Annotated in this window: 17 protein-coding genes; 10 read left to right on the top strand and 7 right to left on the bottom strand. The window is 44.1% G+C overall.

Features of this window, described 5'->3' with window-relative positions; all coding sequences use genetic code 11:
- Window positions 1–7: 7 nt before the first annotated feature.
- Window positions 8–2,245, top strand: coding sequence for a carboxypeptidase-like regulatory domain-containing protein (locus AC59GT_RS00200; protein ID WP_497235760.1), 2,238 nt, complete (start codon window positions 8–10; stop codon window positions 2,243–2,245).
- Window positions 2,246–2,295: 50 nt separating this feature from the next.
- Here AC59GT_RS00200 and AC59GT_RS00195 read toward each other — a convergent pair whose 3' ends face one another.
- Window positions 2,296–3,042, bottom strand: coding sequence for a zinc ribbon domain-containing protein (locus AC59GT_RS00195; RefSeq protein ID WP_117384801.1), 747 nt, complete (start codon window positions 3,040–3,042; stop codon window positions 2,296–2,298).
- On the bottom strand, window positions 3,042–4,139 hold the full coding sequence (locus tag AC59GT_RS00190; RefSeq protein ID WP_497235759.1) for a Nif3-like dinuclear metal center hexameric protein: 1,098 nt from the start codon (window positions 4,137–4,139) through the stop codon (window positions 3,042–3,044). Before AC59GT_RS00190 ends, AC59GT_RS00195 begins: the two co-directional genes overlap by 1 nt.
- 117 nt (window positions 4,140–4,256) lie before the next feature.
- Here AC59GT_RS00190 and AC59GT_RS00185 point away from each other — a divergent pair, with 117 nt between their 5' ends.
- Both AC59GT_RS00185 and AC59GT_RS00180 read left to right on the top strand, forming a co-directional pair.
- Window positions 4,257–5,477 carry a sensor histidine kinase gene (locus AC59GT_RS00185; protein WP_497235758.1) on the top strand — a complete coding sequence of 407 codons (1,221 nt, stop codon included), beginning with the start codon at window positions 4,257–4,259 and terminating at the stop codon, window positions 5,475–5,477.
- Window positions 5,455–5,967, top strand: coding sequence for a DinB family protein (locus tag AC59GT_RS00180; protein ID WP_497235757.1), 513 nt, complete (start codon window positions 5,455–5,457; stop codon window positions 5,965–5,967). Before AC59GT_RS00185 ends, AC59GT_RS00180 begins: the two co-directional genes overlap by 23 nt.
- 168 nt (window positions 5,968–6,135) lie before the next feature.
- On the opposite strand, the gene AC59GT_RS00175 is transcribed toward AC59GT_RS00180, so the two are convergent.
- Window positions 6,136–6,483: a DUF6249 domain-containing protein gene (locus AC59GT_RS00175; protein WP_497235756.1), complete on the bottom strand. Its 348-nt coding sequence runs from the start codon at window positions 6,481–6,483 to the stop codon at window positions 6,136–6,138.
- A gap of 249 nt (window positions 6,484–6,732) precedes the next feature.
- Here AC59GT_RS00175 and AC59GT_RS00170 point away from each other — a divergent pair, with 249 nt between their 5' ends.
- The 3 genes from AC59GT_RS00170 to AC59GT_RS00160 all read left to right on the top strand — a co-directional run bounded on the left by AC59GT_RS00170 (window position 6,733) and on the right by AC59GT_RS00160 (window position 8,994).
- A complete protein-coding gene (locus tag AC59GT_RS00170) occupies window positions 6,733–7,314 on the top strand; it encodes an RNA polymerase sigma factor (RefSeq protein WP_497235755.1) in 582 nt (193 codons plus the stop codon).
- Window positions 7,311–7,811 (top strand): hypothetical protein, encoded by a 501-nt coding sequence (locus AC59GT_RS00165; RefSeq protein WP_497235754.1) that lies wholly within the window; start codon window positions 7,311–7,313, stop codon window positions 7,809–7,811. The genes AC59GT_RS00170 and AC59GT_RS00165 overlap by 4 nt, the downstream gene beginning before the upstream one ends.
- 325 nt (window positions 7,812–8,136) lie before the next feature.
- Entirely contained in the window at window positions 8,137–8,994 is an 858-nt protein-coding gene (locus AC59GT_RS00160; RefSeq protein WP_497235753.1) for a DUF2911 domain-containing protein, read from the top strand.
- A gap of 58 nt (window positions 8,995–9,052) precedes the next feature.
- Here AC59GT_RS00160 and AC59GT_RS00155 read toward each other — a convergent pair whose 3' ends face one another.
- The 3 genes from AC59GT_RS00155 to AC59GT_RS00145 form a co-directional block, all read right to left on the bottom strand.
- Window positions 9,053–10,765, bottom strand: a complete 1,713-nt coding sequence (locus tag AC59GT_RS00155) for a sodium:solute symporter family protein (RefSeq protein WP_497235752.1) — start codon at window positions 10,763–10,765, stop codon at window positions 9,053–9,055.
- Between the two features lie 108 nt (window positions 10,766–10,873).
- A complete protein-coding gene (locus tag AC59GT_RS00150; RefSeq protein ID WP_497235751.1) occupies window positions 10,874–11,065 on the bottom strand; it encodes a hypothetical protein in 192 nt (63 codons plus the stop codon).
- A 65-nt stretch (window positions 11,066–11,130) separates the two neighbouring features.
- Entirely contained in the window at window positions 11,131–13,671 is a 2,541-nt protein-coding gene (locus tag AC59GT_RS00145; RefSeq protein ID WP_497235750.1) for a PIG-L family deacetylase, read from the bottom strand.
- Window positions 13,672–13,874: 203 nt separating this feature from the next.
- Between AC59GT_RS00145 and AC59GT_RS00140 the strand changes: the two genes are divergently transcribed.
- Genes AC59GT_RS00140 through AC59GT_RS00125 form a run of 4 tightly spaced genes read left to right on the top strand, consistent with a single transcriptional unit; the run spans window position 13,875 to window position 18,484 of the window.
- Entirely contained in the window at window positions 13,875–14,516 is a 642-nt protein-coding gene (locus AC59GT_RS00140; RefSeq protein WP_497235749.1) for a TetR/AcrR family transcriptional regulator, read from the top strand.
- Window positions 14,517–14,526: 10 nt separating this feature from the next.
- Window positions 14,527–15,867, top strand: coding sequence for a TolC family protein (locus AC59GT_RS00135; RefSeq protein WP_497235748.1), 1,341 nt, complete (start codon window positions 14,527–14,529; stop codon window positions 15,865–15,867).
- A gap of 15 nt (window positions 15,868–15,882) precedes the next feature.
- Window positions 15,883–16,935, top strand: coding sequence for an HlyD family secretion protein (locus AC59GT_RS00130; RefSeq protein ID WP_497235747.1), 1,053 nt, complete (start codon window positions 15,883–15,885; stop codon window positions 16,933–16,935).
- A 4-nt stretch (window positions 16,936–16,939) separates the two neighbouring features.
- Window positions 16,940–18,484, top strand: a complete 1,545-nt coding sequence (locus AC59GT_RS00125) for a DHA2 family efflux MFS transporter permease subunit (RefSeq protein WP_117384813.1) — start codon at window positions 16,940–16,942, stop codon at window positions 18,482–18,484.
- Window positions 18,485–18,805: 321 nt separating this feature from the next.
- On the opposite strand, the gene AC59GT_RS00120 is transcribed toward AC59GT_RS00125, so the two are convergent.
- Window positions 18,806–19,390 (bottom strand): carboxymuconolactone decarboxylase family protein, encoded by a 585-nt coding sequence (locus AC59GT_RS00120; RefSeq protein ID WP_497235746.1) that lies wholly within the window; start codon window positions 19,388–19,390, stop codon window positions 18,806–18,808.
- Window positions 19,391–19,495 lie beyond the last annotated feature (105 nt).

The raw sequence follows: 19,495 nt of genomic DNA, 5'->3' as shown, positions 1-19,495 counted from the left end.
TTTTATCATGCCTTCCTTTTCACGTGTAGTTGTTTCCCTCGCTTTTTGCCTTATAATGGCTTTGCACGGCATTGCACAATCCCAGGGATTATCTGAAAAACTTCTTCGGCTTACCGCCCAATCAGATAGCATGAACAGCCAAATGCCACGCGAAACAATTTACATGCAGTTGGACAAACCCTACTACGCAGAAAGCGACACGTTGTGGTTTAAAGCGTATGTTCTTAACAGCAGTTACCTCACGCCATCAACAAAAAGCGGTTTCCTGTATATCGACATAGCCGATGCATCGGGTAAGCTAGTCAAACAAATGCGTACCGCCGCAGTATCAGGTGTTAGCTGGGGTGATATACAGCTGAATCCAACTGATTTTAAACCGGGCGCTTACCTGATAAGGGCTTATACCACCTGGATGCGCAACTTTCGCGATCAGCATTTTTGTTATCAATCCTTTTCCGTTATTGATAGTAGCGGCAACGTAGCCCAACCGTTGATGTATGTTCCAAATCAATCAACACAAAAAAAAATTAACAATAAGCCAGGCACCGCAGTACTGGGCGTAACTGTGGCTGACATTACAGATTCCATTGGCGTCTCTATTCAACCAGGAAATTATGGTAAAACCGGCAAGCAGCCTTATTTTCTGGTGGCGAAAGCAAGAGGAATTATTTGCTATGCGGCAACAATAATGCTTAATCAGCAAACCTTTAATAAACGGTTGCCCACAAAGCTTTTTCCATCCGGAGGAGTGTCCTTTTATTTGCTGGATACTACGGGAACAACGGTGTCAGAGTCTCATACGATGGTAGATCACAAAGATGCCTTGCAGATAAAGCTCATCGGCAACAAACCCGTTTATAATCCGCGAGATAGCGTAACCTTGCAAATAGCAGTTATCGACGCGGGCGGACGCCCTGCATCTGGCAACTTTTCAGTATCTGTAACGGATGACTCGCAGATAAAACCAAATACAAGCATCAATGCTAATATCATCACAAAAACTACTGAAAACTTTGCAAATACGGGCTGGAACGAGCAACCTGCTAAGCCTGCGTTTCCTGCCGAAACGGAGTTCCTGGTGGCTGGGCAGGTGGTTAACGTGTTTAACAAACCGGTGCAAAAAGCAGTGATAGCGCTGCTGTCGCGCAAGCCCTCGCTGGTGTCTGAAGCAGTTACTGATGCCACGGGCCACTTCGTGTTTAAAAATATTCCGCTGAGCGATACGGCCATTTATATCCTCCAGGCTAAAAACAAGCCGGGACGTATGTTTAACGTAGATATCCGCATGGATGACGCACCAGCACCTACGTTCGGCAAAAACAACCTGAATCAGCTTTCGGCACCAGGAAATGCAGCGGCAGATACGATAGCCCGTAAGATGGCAGGCAAAAAACAAGCATTTCAGCGTTACATAGAAAAGCTTGAAGGTGTGGACCATCACCTTAAAGAAGTTAAGATTGTTGCTAAAAAGGTAGTTAAAGATTCTAAGAACTGGAACGGTGGCGGGAACGCCGACATAGTGCTGGACGAGAAGGAACTTGAGAAAGCCGGCAAAAAAAACCTGCTGCAGTTGCTGTTAGAACGGGTAAATGGATTTCGAGAGGGTTTTTTTTATACCCCGCAAACGAGGCCCGGCAATATTCGCCCCCAATCTGTAATTAATTTTGAGAATTGGCTAAGGGGTACTAAAGATCCAACCCCATGGTATTTTATAAAAGATAAGCTTGCAATAGTGTTTATTGATGGCATAGATGTAAAGCCATTTTTAGATCCTTTTGTTTTTACCGAATATAAAAGTTTACTGCAAAACTTTTCCGCGGAGGATATAAAGGGCATAGAGGTAAACATAAACAACAAATACACCAATGCTTATTTCAGACGTTGGCAAATGCCCACTGAAGAACTAGCTTATCGTGATTTTGCCTTTATTGAAATAACAACCCGCTCGGGAGGAGGCCCAAACACGAGCCGCAGCATTGGCAATTACCTGTATAAACCTTTGGGGCTAAGCTATCCCTCACAATTCGATTCGCCGAAGTACACAGGCGCTAAACTCCCTAAAAATGCACCAGACATCCGGTCAACTGTTTATTGGGCGCCTAACGTTTTTACAAACGAACAGGGGAATGCCCTGGTAAGTTTCTACTGCGCAGATTCGCCTGCTACCTACACGATAACTATAAATGGTACAGATTTGAAAGGGAACATCGGCTCTGCTATTTTTAAACTGACGGTGCAAAAATAAAAAAGCCACCCTTTTAGGATGGCTTTAGATATAAGTTATGCGGGGTTTGCTTATTGTGCGTTCTCTTCTTCAAGCGCCATCTGCTCATCTACCAATATACGGCCGCAATGCTCGCATACGATGATCTTTTTGCGCTGGCGTATATCGCTCTGGCGCTGTGGCGGGATCTGGTTAAAGCAACCTGAACAAGAATCGCGCTGGATAGTAACTACTGCAAGGCCGTTCTTAGCGTTATTACGTAAACGGTTGTAAGCAATAAGCAGGCGCTCTTCTATGTTAGCCGTAGCTTTCTCTACCTGAGATGTTAACTCGTTCTCGTCCTTTTCAGTTTCAGCTGTAATGGTGCCCAACTCGTCTTTTTTAGCCTGCAGGTCAGCACGGCGTGCTTCAAGGTCGGCAAGTGCTTTCTCGTAAATAGTGGTTTTAGATGCAATCTCAAAACCAAACTCACGTATCTTCTTTTCGCTTACCTGTACATCAAGGCCTTGTATCTCAATTTCTTTTGATATAGCGTCGTACTCGCGGTTGTTCTTAACCTCGTTAAGCTGTGCTTCGTATTTTTTAGTGTTCGCTTGCGCCTCTTTAATAAGGTTCTTGCGGGTTACAATTTCGTCCTCAAGATCGTCAAGCTCATTTTTTATTTTCTGAATGCGGGTTTCAAGCCCGGCAACATCATCTTCCAGGTCGGCAACTTCCATTGGCAATTCGCCTCTTACCTGGCGTATCTTGTCAATTTTTGTGTGGATAGTTTGCAGGTCGTATAAAGCCTTAAGCTTTTGTTCTACGGTTTGTTCCATTAAATAAAATATTTGACGGGGTTTGTATTCACTGTTGTTAAACGGACGGCAAAGTTAACAAATTTTTTCTGAATAATTTCACACAATAATTGCTGCGTAAATTGCTCACTTTCAAAATGTCCGATGTCTGCAATCACTATCTTTCCCTCAGCATCAAAAAACTCGTGGTATTTGTAATCAGCAGTGATAAAAATGTCTGCGCCGGCCGCAATAGCATGCTTGAGCAGGAAGCCGCCGGAGCCGCCGCAAACCGCCACTTTACGGATAGATTTACCCGTTAAAGCGGTGTGCCGTATTACTGCCGCATTCATTTTTTGCTTTACCAGGCCCAAAAAAACTTCAGCCGATTCGGCGTTTTCCAGCTCACCTATCATACCGCTGCCAATTTGCTGGTGCTGGTTGGTAAGGTGGTACAGGTCATACGCCACTTCCTCGTAAGGATGTGACAGCACCAGTGCCATAATGATCTTACTTTCCAGATTAGCGGGATAAATGGTTTCGATTCGGATTTCGTGCTCCCGGTGGCGTTTGCCCGCTTCGCCCACAAAAGGTGTCGCGTTCTCGTTAGCTTTAAAAGTACCAAATCCTTCCGCGCTGAAACTTGTTTCGCTGTAGTTACCAATATGGCCCGCCCCCGCTTCAAACAACGCCGACCGTACCTGCTCAGCTTGCGCAACCGGCACGTACGTAACCAGTTTCTTCAGCAGTCCGCTTTTCGGCGAGAGTATACGCGTATTCACTAGTCCCAGGGTTTCGCAGATACGGGCGTTTACACCGGTCATTATGTTATCCAGGTTGGTGTGTATGGCATAAAGCGCAATGTTGTTGCGGATAGCTTTTTCTACTACACGCTCTACATATGTTTTACCATTAAACTTCTTTAATCCTTTAAAAACTATCGGATGGTGCGAGATGATCACCTGGCAACCATTAGCAATTGCCTCATCAACTACCGCTTCGGTGCAATCTAAGGATACTAGCGCCTGGTGAACATCCTGCTCCGGATTGCCTACAATAAGCCCGCTGTTATCATAATCTTCCTGGTAGGTCAGTGGCGCAAGGCTTTCCAGGTAAGCTGTAAGTTGTGCTAGCTTCATAATGGTTAAAGGTAAAAACCTCCGCCAACATAACAATACTGCCAATCCATTTGTTACGTTCCTGCTCGTGGCAGCGCGTTGCTATGCTGGAAATTTTTCCGTTATTTGATCTTGTAAATGAACCCCTATCAACAAAAACGCACCTGGAAATATTCGCTGCTGGCGTTTGCAGTAGTTATTGCCAGCGGCTCTTTATTTTACACCAGTTACCTGGTGCGCAACATTGCCCAAAGTGAGCGCACGCGGGCACAGGTATGGGCGCTGAGCATGAAACAGATCACATCATCAGATGATGCCGATTTCCTGAGCTATGTGATAGCGGTGAGGGATAGCTCTACTGTGCCGGCTATTATTGTTAATGAACAAGGGGATATGAAGTTCACCCGCGGACTGGATAGTACCAAGACATTTATTAAAATGGATCCGCAGGAGCTTAAACTTAAGAAGCAAACCTACGATCTTGACTATTTTAAAGGCGAGCTGCAGTACATGAAAGAGCAGCATGAGCCTATCCGCATAAAAATGCTGGGTGATAATTTGTTGGTTTATTACAAAGACTCCGACCTGTTGAGGCAATTGAAAATATTCCCGTATGTGCAGCTGTCTGTAATTGCTATATTCCTGATGGTAGCTTATACGGCGTTCAGCTCATCCCGCCGGTCTGAACAGAACCAGGTTTGGGTTGGACTAGCAAAGGAAACCGCGCATCAACTGGGTACACCCATATCGTCGCTTATGGCGTGGATTGAGCTAATAAAAGATAAGTTTAACGCCGAGGATGACCCGCTAATGGCGGAAATGGAAAACGATGTAAAGCGCCTGGAAATTGTTGCCGACCGGTTTTCTAAGATCGGCTCTAAACCTAAGCTGGAAACACATTCCGTTTACGAAGTAGTAAAAGATTTTGTAGATTACTTTAAGGTAAGGGTAAGCGATAAGATAAGCTTTGAGCTTACCGGTAACCGAAGGTTGATAGCCGGGTTGAACATCCCGCTGTTTGACTGGGTTTTAGAAAACCTGCTAAAGAACGCCGTTAACGCCATAGAAGGTACCGGCAGTATTAAGGTTAATATCAGCGGAAGCCGCGCTAAAAAACAAGTATTTATAGATGTTACAGATACGGGGAAAGGCATACCCCGTTCTAAGTTTGAGACCGTGTTTCAGCCAGGCTATACCACTCGTAAGCGCGGCTGGGGGCTGGGTCTGTCGCTTACCAAACGTATAATAAACAACTATCATAACGGGCAAATAGTGGTAAGGGATTCTGAAGTTGGTAAGGGCACTACCTTCCGCATCGTTTTAAAAAGCTTAAACAATGATACCAAGACCACATCATGATGACTATTCGCCACAGGCTACAAATTACGTAGCACAAGTTCCGGAAGGAGCTGATGTATTACAGTTGCTCAGAGACAATCAGCAGATCACTTACGATTTGTTCAGCAACATGACCGAAGAGCAAGCTATGCATAGCTATGCACCAGGCAAGTGGACGCTGAAGGAGATGCTGGGACACATGATAGACACTGAACGGGTGTTCAGTTTCCGCGCGTTTGTGTTTTCACGGGAAGACATTGCATTGCCGGGATTTGACCAGGACACCTACGTTAACAGTACTGATTTTAACAGCCGCACCATATTAAGCCTTGCAGAAGAGTTTAAAGCGCTCCGTACAACTACTTTATTCTTGTACGAGTCATTTAGTAATGAGCAACTCCAACAGAGCGGCATGGCGAGCGGATACATAGTAAAAGTAAGCGCATTGATTTACATTACCGCCGGGCACGAACTGTACCATCATCAACTGATTAAAGAGCGTTACCAATAAAAAAAGCGGAGCAACTCGTAAGTATGCCCCGCTTTTCCGGTCAGGTTTGAAAATATCTTTAGCAATCTGGTTCAATTACAACCAATTTGCATCACCTTATAAAGATAGCTACGATTAAATAATAAACAATAGTAATTAAATATTAATTAACTGCTATTGTTTATTAAGCTACTCTTTAGAGCCTTGCTTCTCTAAATACTTCATATCTGCCTTATAAGACAGGTATAAGCCTATACCACCAAATATTGCAATTAAAGAAAAGTATACTGCCGGATTTTCTTCACCCTCATGGTGCAGAACAGTGGAATCAAGCAGGTATGCTAAAAACAATCCCAAACCACATCCAATAAGCAGCAAGCCCCATTTCAAATTGGTGTGTGGCTGCGGCAGATCAACTTTGGGGTTCATGCCCCTTTCAATCATTGCCATCCGCTCGCGGTTGCGGATATAAAAAACGCCAAAGATCATTGCGAAAAACCCCAGTGGAACTAATATGGGTACCAAAACTCCTTCCATGATAAGTATAATTTTAAGTGTATAATTTGTGTTGTTAAACACACCGTTGTGGTGTATTTGTCAGCTCTGACTACACATCTTTTAACGAGGTTACAGGCTGGTATTAAAATTTACATCTTTAATTTACTCAGGTGGCGAATAGAGTTCTATTGCTGTCACCGTCTACTATCGTCACGTCAATTATCAATTTAAAATATTAAATTTAGGTGTAACCTAATTTATGGCGCTGTTGTCAGAGCTATTATTGATATGATAAGCAAGTTTTCGGACATAGAGCTAATTGAGCAAACACTGGCAGGCAACCAGTCGGCTTATGCCGATCTGGTAAAAAGGCACCAGCGCTTTGTTTTTACGCTTGCTTTGCGGTTTACCAAACGCCGCGAGGATGCTGAAGAGGTTGCACAGGATTGCTTTATAAAAGCTTACAGGTCACTCACCGGCTTTCAAAAGCAATCAAAATTTAGCACATGGCTCTATAGTATTGTTTATACCACTGCTATGACTTTCTTGCGTAAAAAACGGGTAGACACATCGTCGATTGATGATGAAGCAACCTATCTGCAAATAGAAAGCCGGCCAAGCGCTTATGACACGCATAATGCAGAGAATAAATCGAGGTCGTTTTACCTTAACCAGGCTATAGAACAATTGTCGGCAGATGATGCTGCAATTATTACTATGTTTTACAAAGGGGAGCAATCTCTTGAAGAAATAGCCCGCACGATGGGCATTGAAGCCAACACAGTTAAAGTAAAACTATTCAGGGCGCGCCAGCGTTTGAAAGACAAGCTGGAGCACAATCTAAAACACGAAGTGAACGAATTGATATGAACCACATAGAAGAAAAGCTTTGGAACTATATTGATGGTTCCTGCACAACAGCAGAAGCACAGCTTATTGCCGGGCTTATTGAGCAAGACGAAGTGTACCGGTTAAAATATCATGAGCTGCTAAAGCTGAATGATGAATTTAGCACTATGGAACTGGACGAACCGCCAATGGCGTTTACTTACCATGTTATGGAGGGTATACGTGCCGAGCACGCTAAGCAACCACTGAAAGCGGCTATAAACAAGCGTATTATATGGAGCATTGCCGCCTTCTTCATTGTAACAATATTTGCTTTGCTGGTTGTTGCATTCAGCTCCCTTAATTGGACAACTACAGCAAGCACCGGGGTTAAACTTCCGCAACAACTTAATGCGGCACACATAAGCAATATCTTTTCTGGCGCCCTTATGAAGGGATTCCTGTTTTTTGGCTTGGTGATGGGATTATTCCTGGGCGATTCGCTCCTGAAAAAAAAATCGGGTTTGAAGCAAGTTTAGCATTTGTGGTGTACAATTTTGCTGACACATTGTACAAATGCCTTTACAGTTTTACCATAAACTTAATGTAAGCTTTACACCTTTAAACATATTAAAACAAATGCAACCTATTTTGGTACGGTGTTTGTAAATACTTGTACGGACCGGTAATCTACCGGTTAATTGTGATAAGGTTTAGGTTGAAAGTCTCCCGGCGCAAGGTTGGGAGGCTTTTATTTTTTTACGAGCTATTTAATTTCTGTTTTAAAAGCAAACGTCATGGTTAAACCATTTCACAAGAAATTCATCCTACAATTGCTACCTTAGCGCAATTGTATAAAACTAAATGAAACAGCCTTTAATATACTTGTTCAGCATGCTTATGGCGTGTTGCATAACTACAAAAACATTTGCACAGGAGCCCCGTATTCCCGAAGCCAGCTCTACACAAACGCTTATACAGGATTTTGGGTTAGGTAAAATCACCATTACCTATTCCAGGCCTAACGTAAAAGGCCGCAAAATATTTGGCGGTATTAACCCTTACGGTCAGGTTTGGCGCACTGGTGCCAACTCCGCTACCACCATCACCTTTAGTGAAAACGTTATTGTAGAAGGCAACAAAGTACCTGCGGGCACCTATTCTCTCTTCAGCATTCCTGAAGAAAAGGAGTGGACCATTATCTTAAATAAAACCGCAAAACAATGGGGCGCTTATGGTTACAAGCAAGAGGACGATCTGCTACGTTTCAAGGTGAAGTCTATCTACTTATCTGAAAAACGTGAAACCTTTACGCTACAATTTGCAAACTGTACAACAAAAAGCAACGACTTATACATAGTTTGGGACCATACCGGTGTTATCATACATATGCAGACCGATGATGACGCGCAAATAACAGCTAACATCGAAAAGTTGATGCTAAATCCTGATGTAAACAAACGCCCTTACTTTAACGCTATACAGTATTATTACGAAAACGACAAAGATTTGAAGAAAGCCATGACATGGGCGCTGGAAGCAGAAAAAATTGAACCGAAAGCACCATGGTACAAGTTGTGGAAAGCCCGTATACAGTTAAAAATGGGCGATAAAGCTAAGGCAATAGCTACTGCGCAGGAAGGCATAAAGCTGGCTAAAGCTACAGATGACGAGGAGTACGTCAGGCTTAACGAAGCTGTAATTACTCAGGCTAAAAATTAAAACTTTCTTATATGATATTGAAGAGCCGCATTAAGCGGCTCTTCTTGTTTTAGGGCGCTTAACTTAATTCTGTACCGACTGTTGATGTTGGGTTCTCCTTTATAAAAAGGTTTAACAGAGATGCAAGGATTATGACGCCAATGCAGCCGATGGCATTGAGCCACAAATAAGCTACAACGTTATAATAACCCATAACACAAATTATAGCTTCGGTAAGTACCGCGGCAATAAAAACGGGGGTAGACTTGATCCGCTTAAGATAAAAGGCGACAACAAAAACACCAAGGATAGTACCGTAGATGTAAGAGCCCAGCTGGTTCACAGCCTCTAAAAGATTGCCAATTTTACCGGCATATAGCGCCATTACAATGCAAACCAATCCCCAAAATACCGTTGCCAGCCGTGAGGCGATTACATAACTCCGATCTGACGCTGTTGGATTAATGATTCGCTTATAAATATCTACCACTGTTGTTGAAGCAAGGGAATTAAGCCCACTTGCGGTTGACCCCATCGATGCCAAAAAGATGACAGCAATAAGCAGCCCAACCAGCCCGCGTGGCAAATAGCGGGTTACAAAAGTGAGGAACACGTAGTTAGTATCATTAACATCAGCCTTGCCGTTATTTTTCTTTATTACTGCAATAGCATTTGTACGCACTTTATTCATTTGCACATCTGCCAGTTTCATCCGAGACTTCGCGGTATTGATCAATTGCTGATCCTCCGACTTTATCGCGTTGTCTAGCTGTATAGCAGATGCTTTCCTTTGCTCAAAAAGCACGTTGTATTGCTGCTCTAACTTATTGTAGTCTCCCGCATAAGCGCTTTTCTTAACTTGTTCTTCTTCGTAGTTGTTAAAAAACACCGGCGGACGGTTAAACTGGTAAAAACTGAACACCAGTACGCCTACCAGTAATATCAGGAACTGCATGGGTATTTTCAACAAACCGTTCATGATTAACCCCATACGGCTTTGTCCAACATTACAACCTGTTAAGTACCGGCCTACCTGGCTTTGATCTGTACCAAAATAAGATAGCTGCAGGAAAAATCCACCTATAAGGCCACTCCATATATTATAGCGGTTATCCGGATCAAATTTCCAATCTATAACGTTCATCCTCCCGGCATATCCGGCCAACTTAATTGATCTTACGAAACCTATATCACCCGGCATCAGCATTACAACAAATATCGCAGCCAGGAAGATGCCGGCAAAGATGATACTCATCTGTATCAGCTGTGTATACGATACTGCTTTAGAGCCGCCGTAAACGGTATAAAACAATACCAGTAAGCCTATGAATAAGGTGGTATAGGTTATGTTAAGATGCAATATTCCTGATAGAACGATAGAAGGAGCATAAATGGTAATACCCGTAGAAAGCCCTCTTTGTATAAGGAACAACGTTGAGGTGAGCACACGCGTTTTTAGATCAAAACGTTGCTCCAGGTATTCATATGCTGTATAAACTTTCAGTTTATGAAAGATAGGTACAAAGGTTACGCAAAGCACGATCATGGCCAGTGGCAACCCAAAGTAAAACTGAACAAAGCGCATCCCGTCACTATACGCCTGCCCGGGCGCAGAGAGGAAGGTAATGGCGCTGGCTTGCGTAGCCATCACCGATAGGCCCACATGATACCAGGGAAGCGAGCGGCTGCCCAGATATTGATCAATGTTTTTGTTACCGCCGCTTTTCCATACGCCGTAAAGCACAATGGCCAGCAGCGTAAAGCCCAGCACTATCCAGTCGGCGCTGCTCATTCAAACGAACGGGTAATAAGCCAGAACATTAAAATTAAAAAAACCAGCCATACAACCACAAGGGCGTAAAACTGGTTCCAGCTTTTTATGAAAGAAGGGAGGCTATCCTCAGACGTTTTCACGGCCTCTCACCAAAAATTTGATAAACAAGGCAGCAGTAAGTAAGCCTAAAACTCCACCTACAGGTATATAAATAAATCCCCTGTCTACTATAGCGCCAACAAACATTCCGGCTAACAGTGCTACCAGGTAAAAAATATAGTCAAAGTTCTTTTCTTCTTCGTGGTGATTATGAGACATAGTATTACGGTTTAAAAATCCGAAGCAAATTTATACTAATAAACGCTTGAAGCCTAATTGTATTATCAATTTTTCGGCTTGCTTAATAAATTAACAAACAGGCGGTATGCACCCGGTACGCCGGCCGGTAACTCCCGGAAGAACACCAGCGATGTATATACAAAGCGCCCTTTGCCGTAGTTTGCCACCGCCAGCGCGCCTTTGCTTTGGGCCTCATTAGGATCGCCCATTTGCAGCGGTGTTTGGTACTCAGGCGCCAGATTGGTTAGCATATAAATGCTCCGTTCCTGTATCCAATCCTTAAAGTCGTCTTGTGTTATCTTGTTAGGGTAGTTAAGTACAGGGTTATTGCTGTCTGTAATGGTAACCGGCGCATCTTCATTAGTTACGCGCTGATTAACGATGGTGAACGGATAAGGGCCGATCTCCCGTGTAACCAATGGGTTATTCACGTTATACTGTACTACCAGATTGCCGCCGTTCTTTACATACTCCATTAATCTCGGTTGCTGATAAGGCAAGCGCTGATTGGTGTTGTATGACCGTACGCCAAGCACAATGGCATCGTAGGAACTCAGGTCCCCATTTAATATTTCGTTCTCTGTAAGCGGATGAACTTCGTAACCAACCTCACGCAGCGCATCAGGTATTAAGTCACCGGCACCTGCAATGTAGCCAATTTTCTTGCCGGCAGTTTTCAGGCTGATGTTTACCAGTTTTGCCTGGGCAGGCGGGAACAATGTAATTGATGGGATATGCTCATACCTCATCTGCAGCAAGCCTTGAGAAAACTGTTTGCCATTGGCTGTCGCTACCACATCAAAGCCTGCGGTATTTGTTTTAGTGTCTGTTGGGGCTACAGTAAATGCAACCGTCCATTCGTCGCCGGCTTTCTTGCCTGTATAATCTATTTTCTCAGGAGATATCTTCCATCCAGTTACAGGTTTAACACTTACCGAACCAGATGCATTAGTGAAAGCCTTCAATTTCACTTGAACAGTTTGCGGCTGTGTAGAATTAAAGATGTAAGCCTTTTCCGCAATGTTGGCCGTAATCGGCGGGGCAATTACCAGCGGCTGATATATTTCGCCACGAGCCGGATCAACATATTTGAACTGAACAGGGCGGTTATAACTTATATCCCTGCCGTAAATGTTGAAGATGTAAGACACCTTTGGGGCATATGGATTTTCGGGATAGCCCGCTAAAGTATCGTTCGCCAGCACATAGGAACCAATGCCGTGAGATGTCTGCAGCCAATAAGGTTGAGATAGTACCTTTAAAGGCATACGAAGATCTTTGTTATCAAATGGCACAGTAGTAACCTCACTGGCGCTAAGATTCCAGCTATCCGTTCCGGTCATGGCTTTTATTGTTTCGCCCCCTCCATCTACTTTCAAACCAAATATCGGCACTTTGTTCCTGTTTATCATCTGGTTATTTACGGTCATGCTATCGCCAAGAGCATAGGTTGGCTGTGCGGCGTAACTTTCAAACCATACGCCGGCGCAAGCAGCAATCAGGTCTTTTACTTCAGTTGTTTTTTGCTTGTGCCAGTATTCGTAATCTGCAGCAGCCGTCGCGGTAAGCCGTACAGTTTGCACGGCCTTATCGGTAGCAATGGTTTTATCTACCTTATCCAGTAAACCTACCAAAGCCTTTACGGAGTTTTGGGGGGCATCGTCATTAAAGTCTTTCGTTATTGCCGCAACTTCTGTACCTATGGCCGCCCCGGCGGGTATCCTGATCCAGGTAGTTTGTACGCCGTCCATCAGGTCGGCCTTTGGTGCATCGCCTAAAATGGTTTTAAAGTATTCAAAAGCGTCACCGCGTTGGCGTGCCGAGCCAAAGCCCTGTGTTTTGTGGTTACTACGGCTTTCTGCAGCTAATTCACCATAGCTTTCACCCAGGACGGGGTTGTAAGTACCAACATTCAGCTTAAACTGATCTTCTGATGTGGTATTGGTATTACCGAAGCTAAAGGTATTCCACAGCAGCCTTTTTGCCTGCCAAACCTGTACATATTTTAGTTGTTCCGGGTAACGCTTAGGGTCGGCAGCGGCGCTGAACGCCTCTTGCGCAAGTATGGCTGATGCCGTGTGGTTGCCATGGCCGCCCTCACCTGTAGTAGGGAACCTGCAGATCATCACATCCGGGCGAAACTTGCGTATTACCCAAACCATATCGCCAAGTACCTTTTCTTTGTCCCAAAACTTAAGTGTTTCCTCCGGATTTTTTGAGAACCCAAAATCATTTGCACGACTAAAAAATTGCTCCGCGCCATCAACCCGCCTTGCAGCCAATAGTTCCTGCGTACGTATAAGGCCCAGTAGTTCGCCCTGCTCGGTACCAATAAGGTTTTGGCCGCCGTCGCCCCGGGTAAGCGATAAATAGCCTGTGCGGTAATGTTTTTCCTGTGCCAGGTAGGCAAGCAGGCGGGTGTTCTCATCATCCGGATGAGCGGCTATATACAACACACTGCCAAGTACATTTAATTTCTTAAGATTTTGCCGTATAGTGCGGATATCTGCAGGCGGTGCAGTTTGAGCCATAACATTACCAACGACTACTAACAAAGACAATGTGAAGAATAATTTACGCATCATAAGGCAAATATATTGTAAAGCAGTCCTTCACTATAGGCTCACATGTATTATTATATCATCATAAACTAATATTTCGTGTCGATGTGCAGGCTAGGCCATTGTTTTGGCATGGTTATCACTTAAAAGTTCAAAACAGACATTACAAAGACAATATACATTTTAACTAATCAATCGTTTGATTAACTTTGCACCAGATTAAAGCAATGGAAAAAGAAAAGATTGATAAAAAAGATCACATACTGGACGCAGCGGAGCGTGTGTTTGCTGAGTTTGGTTACGATGGCGCTTCAACCAGAATGATTTCTGCTGAAGCGGGTGTCAATATGGCGATGCTTAACTATTACTTCGGTTCTAAAGAAGGTGTGTTCGTTGCAATTTTTGAACGCCGGATTGCCTCATTTCAGTCGGTACTTGCCGGTATAGGTGTAGATGAAACTATTGACCCATGGGAAAAGCTGGAGAAGTATATTGACAGCTACGTAGAGCGTGTTGTAAATAATAACTGTTTTCACGTTATCATCAACCGCGAACTAAGCAAGCAAAAGAAAACGGACCTTTCTGACCAGATCACAAATATTGTGATGAAAAACGTATCTGTTTTTCAAGACATTATCCGCAACGGAATTAAAAGCGGACACTTTAGCAAAGATGCCGACGTGGAGCTGCTTGTAGCTACCATGTACGGCACCAAAAATTACATTGTAAATACCCCTAATATTTCATCACGCATTATTGGTTATGACGTAACCGATAGCAATAATCAGGAAATACTTAAGCCACGCCTTAAAGCTTACATGAAAAGGTTGCTTAAATGCTATTTATCAAACGACAATGACAACAACTAATAATCATCCCTTGAAACCTCATCTACTAAAAAGAGCTGTAAAGGCAGCGGGTAGCATGGCCGTACTCACAGCGGCGTTGCTTTTTGCTGATCCCGCCGCTGCCCAGGACAGAACCATCACGCTTGACGAAGCTGTTAAGCTGGGATTGGACAACAGTAAAACACTTAAACTATCACAGGCCAGGATAGACCAGGCAGTATCGCAGTACAACCAGGCTAAGGACCGCTCGTTGCCTACCGGCAGTGCCAGCTTTGGCTACAACCGCGCTCAGATACCTGCCAATAAGCTAAACGTTGGCGAAGAAAGCCTTACATTGCCTACCAGTGCTAACGCTTACCTGGGTACGGTATCGTTAAATCAAACCATATGGGCGGGTAACAGGCTGCGCTATGCCCGCGAATCCACCAACCTGCTTACACAAGTGGCCAGGCTGGACGCGGTTAATGATCGCGACGAGATTGCTTACAACATTATTAACTCTTACTACAACCTGTACAAGGTACTGCAAAGCAAAAAAGTAGTAGAGCAGAACCTGAACACAGTTGATGCACAAATAAAGCAGTCACAGCGCTTTTTTGAGCAAGGTTTGGTAACCAAAAACGATGTTCTTCGCTTCCAGTTACAACGTTCAACTATTGAACTGAACGGCATCGATCTGGAGAACAATCGTCGCATAATCAACTATAACATGAATATTCTGCTTGGTTTACCTGAGGACACCCAGCTTACCATTGCGGAAATTAAAGAAGCAACTGCAACACCAGCGCCGTTAGCGGCCTACCTGGACACAGCAGTTGCACACCGCCCTGAACTAAGGCAGCTTGACCTGCGCACACAAGTTGCAGAAACCAACATCAAAAGCATACAGGCTAACTTAAGCCCAACGCTTTCTGCTTCGGGTAGTGCTTATTATGTAGGCATTTCAGGCAACCCGATACCAAAATCAGGCAACTTTATCACACCTATTTCATTAGGTGTAACCCTTGGCTGGAACTTTGGCGCGCTTTGGACCAATAAAAACAAGGTAACAGAGGCCAGAATACAGCGCGAACAGGTATTGATCAGCAAAGGAATTACTACAGATAACGTCAAGAACGAAGTGAACCAAAGCTATCAGAACTATAAAGCAGCTGTGGACAGGATAAACCTGCTGCAAACCTCTATTAACCAGGCGTTGGAAAATAACCGCATACTGGAAAACAGGTACCGCAGCAATGTGTCGACCGCTACAGACCGTGCCGATGCGCAAACCTTGTTATACCAGGCACAAATAAACCTGGAACTGGCTAAAGCCGATGCAGGTTTGGCTTACTATACTTTACTAAAATCAACCGGAACTCTTAACAAATAATAAAGACTAAATACAATGGCAACTCAGGAAACAGAACCAAAAAAGAAACCAAATAAGGTACTTCCCATTATACTGGGGATCGTACTTATCGGCGGTATAATTTTCGGTATAAAAGAATATATCTACTTTAGCAAGCACGTTGATACCGACGATGCGCAGATAGACGGCGACATAAGCCCGGTAGTAGCACGTGTAGGCGGCTATGTAGACTCTATCTACTTTGAAGAAAACACGCACGTTAACAAAGGCCAGCAGCTGGTTAAAATAGATGACCACGACTATCGCATTAAATTGGAGCAGGCACAAGCTGCACAGGTTGGCGCAAGTGCCGGCATAGGTGTTGGTCAGTCACAAATATCTACCACTGCAGCAAGTGCAGCCAGCGCCCGTGCTGATGTTGCATCTGCAGCTGCACGCCTGGAAAAGGTACAGAAAGACTATGACCGCTATGCAAACCTGGTGAAAGACGGATCTATCACCCGCCAGCAATTTGACCAGGCTAAGGCCGATTTGGATGTAGCAAAAGCAAACTACCGCGCTTCACAGGATAAATACAGGGCAGCACAGGAACAAGTAGCCACTACCAGGAGCCAATTAACTGTAACCAACACCGGTGTAAGCCAAAAGAAGGTTGATATTGACTACGCAAAGTTGCAACTGTCGTACACCAATGTAAAATCACCTGCTGCTGGCATTGCTTCTAAAAAGAATGTTCAGGTAGGTCAGTTAGTACAGGCGGGGCAAACGCTGTTCAACATTGTTAATGATAACAGTATTTACATCACTGCAAACTTTAAAGAAACACAGCTGAACAACATTCGTAACGGACAGAAGGTTGAGGTTAAGGTTGACGCATACCCTGATATGGAAATTAGCGGTACTGTGTACAACTTCTCGCCTGCTACAGGTGCTAAATTTTCACTGCTCCCTCCGGATAATGCTACCGGTAACTTCGTGAAAGTGGTACAGCGTGTTCCTGTGAAAATTAAGATAACCGGCAAAGCCGAAGATATTGCCAAACTGCGCCCGGGCATGAGCACAGATGTATCCGTGTTAATAAAAGAATAATAAAATGGCTGAAACTGGCTTTAAAAAATGGATAATTACCATTACGGTAATTATGGCATCGCTGCTCGAGCTGATAGATACTACTATTGTGAATGTTGCTATTCCGCACATACAGGGTAACCTGGGTGCAACGCTGGAAGACATTGCATGGGTAGTAACCGGCTACGCGGTTGCCAACGTTATCATATTGCCCATGTCTGGATGGCTTGGGGGCCGCTTTGGCCGTAAGAACTACTTTCTTACATCAATTATTGTATTCACCATAGCATCGTTTCTTTGCGGTAATGCTACATCGCTCAACCAGCTTGTAATGTTCAGGATATTACAGGGAATTGCAGGTGGTGGGCTAATATCTACCGGCCAAACCATACTGATAGAGACCTGGCCCCGCGAACAGATTGGTACAGCTACCGCTCTGTTTGGTTTAGGTGCGGTTGTAGGCCCTACTGTTGGCCCAACAATAGGCGGATGGATAACCGAGAACTACGCGTGGCCATGGATATTCTATGTGAACATACCGGTAGGTGCGCTGGCCGTATTCCTGACCGTCACTTACGTAAGGGAAACGCCCAAGGAGGAGAAAAAACCTATCGACTGGTGGGGAATTGGTTTGCTTGCTGTTGCTGTTGGTAGCTTACAAACCATCCTTGAAAAAGGAGAATCGGAAGACTGGTTTGCAAAAACGTATATACTTGTGCTCACCATTACCGCAGTATTGGGTACCATCCTGTTCATCTGGAGGGAACTAAGTACCGATCACCCTATCGTGAACTTCGCTATCATGCGGCATCGAAGCTTCTCTGTAGGCATGTTTACATCCTTCATTTTGGGCTTTGGTTTATATGGTTCGGTATTCGTGTTCCCGGTATTCTGTCAAAACCTGCTGGGCTTTAACGCGCAGCAAACGGGCGAGCTCTTGTTCCCCGGCGGTGTCTGTACTATTGTGATGATGCCTTTTATAGGTAAAATGCTTAATAAGGGCATACCGGCGCAGTTTATGGCAACAGGAGGTATGTTCTTGTTTTTTGTATTCACCACCATGTTAAGCAACTCTACGCTGCAAACAGGACAGGGTGATGTGTTAATACCGCTTTTGATAAGGGGCGTTGGTATGGCGCTATTGTTTGTGCCGCTTACCACATTGGCCATGTCCGACCTAAAGGGGCCGGAGCTGGGTCAGGGCTCTGGATTAAACAATATGATGCGCCAACTGGGTGGCTCTTTTGGTATTGCTGCTCTTACAACACTTATACATGTGCGCCAGGGCTTTCACCGCACATCATTGGTAACACACATCAATCCATATAATAATGCGTTTACCGAGCGTTTAAATATGCTTACTCATGCCTTTATGGCCAAAGGGAAATCTATGCTCGACGCTACACATATGGCTTATGCAGCAATAGAGGGTACTGTTATCAGGCAAACGATGCTTTTATCGTATGACGATGCGTATTGGGTATCCGGGTTAATTATGCTGTTCTCCATTCCATTGATCTATTTACAGCCGTTCCGTAAGAACATGAAGGCTGTTGCAGATGCACATTAACAAAGGGACTTTAGATGTGGAGGTATCATAAAATGCGCCCTCCCATCGGGGATTAAAATAAAAGCCGTTACAGTCTTATCGACGTAACGGCTTCTCCAAAAAAATCAACAATTAAATTCTGCAGCCCAAACCGGGTTCACAACAAGTTTCAGTTAAAAAATCTTATGATCGGAAGAGGCGGTATAATCTTATGCCTTAAAATTACTTGTTTTAAATTAACAAACGCAAATTTAATTTCATAAAATTTTCATAATTCAGTTTACGTAAAAAAGGAGATGGTATAAACCATCTCCTTTTTTATTGTTAAGCTTTTAGAGAAGCTTAGAATATTACTTTGCCGGTAGCAGTTACCAATGATGCAATGCGTACAGCGTCAAAAATGCGCTCTTCGGTTGTGCCCAGCTTTATAAGAGAGTCTTCGTGAGCGTTAACGCACATTTCGCAACCATTAACTGCAGAAATGGCCAGGCTCATCAGTTCAAAAAACTCTTTACCGGTAACCGGCTTCATCATCAGCTGCATGCGTATGCGTGCAGGTATCTGCGTGTACTTCTCCTTTTGAGTGAAGTGACGGAACCTGTAGAACACGTTATTTGATGCCAGTAACGATGCACAGCCAACAGCCTCTGCAATGTCTGCGGCAGTTGCGCCCTGCTCTTCGGCATACTTTGTATAGTAGTTGGTAAGCGGCAGGTTATTATTGTTTACAGCGGTGCTCAGGCCAAGTAACGCGCATTCTTTTTCGGTAAGATGAGCTGAAGTAAGCGTGCTGGTAAAATTCAATTTAAAATCGCGCAGGTAGCGTGATTCGCCTTTTTCAAGCAAGGTTAGACTAACGGTGCGGTAATTATTCTCGAGACCTACGCTTTGTAGTATCTCTTGTATCAGTTCGGTACTTTCTGACATGATGTTTTTTATTTAAAATGGTAGACAAAAAAATAACCACAGAGAACGCAGAGGTATTTACAGAGTGGCAGAGTTTATCCCCGTGTACCCTGTGCCTTCTTTGTG

The sequence above is a fragment of the Mucilaginibacter sp. 320_HR genome (genome assembly GCF_059691875.1).
This window is presented reverse-complemented; position numbering and strand designations above follow the sequence as displayed.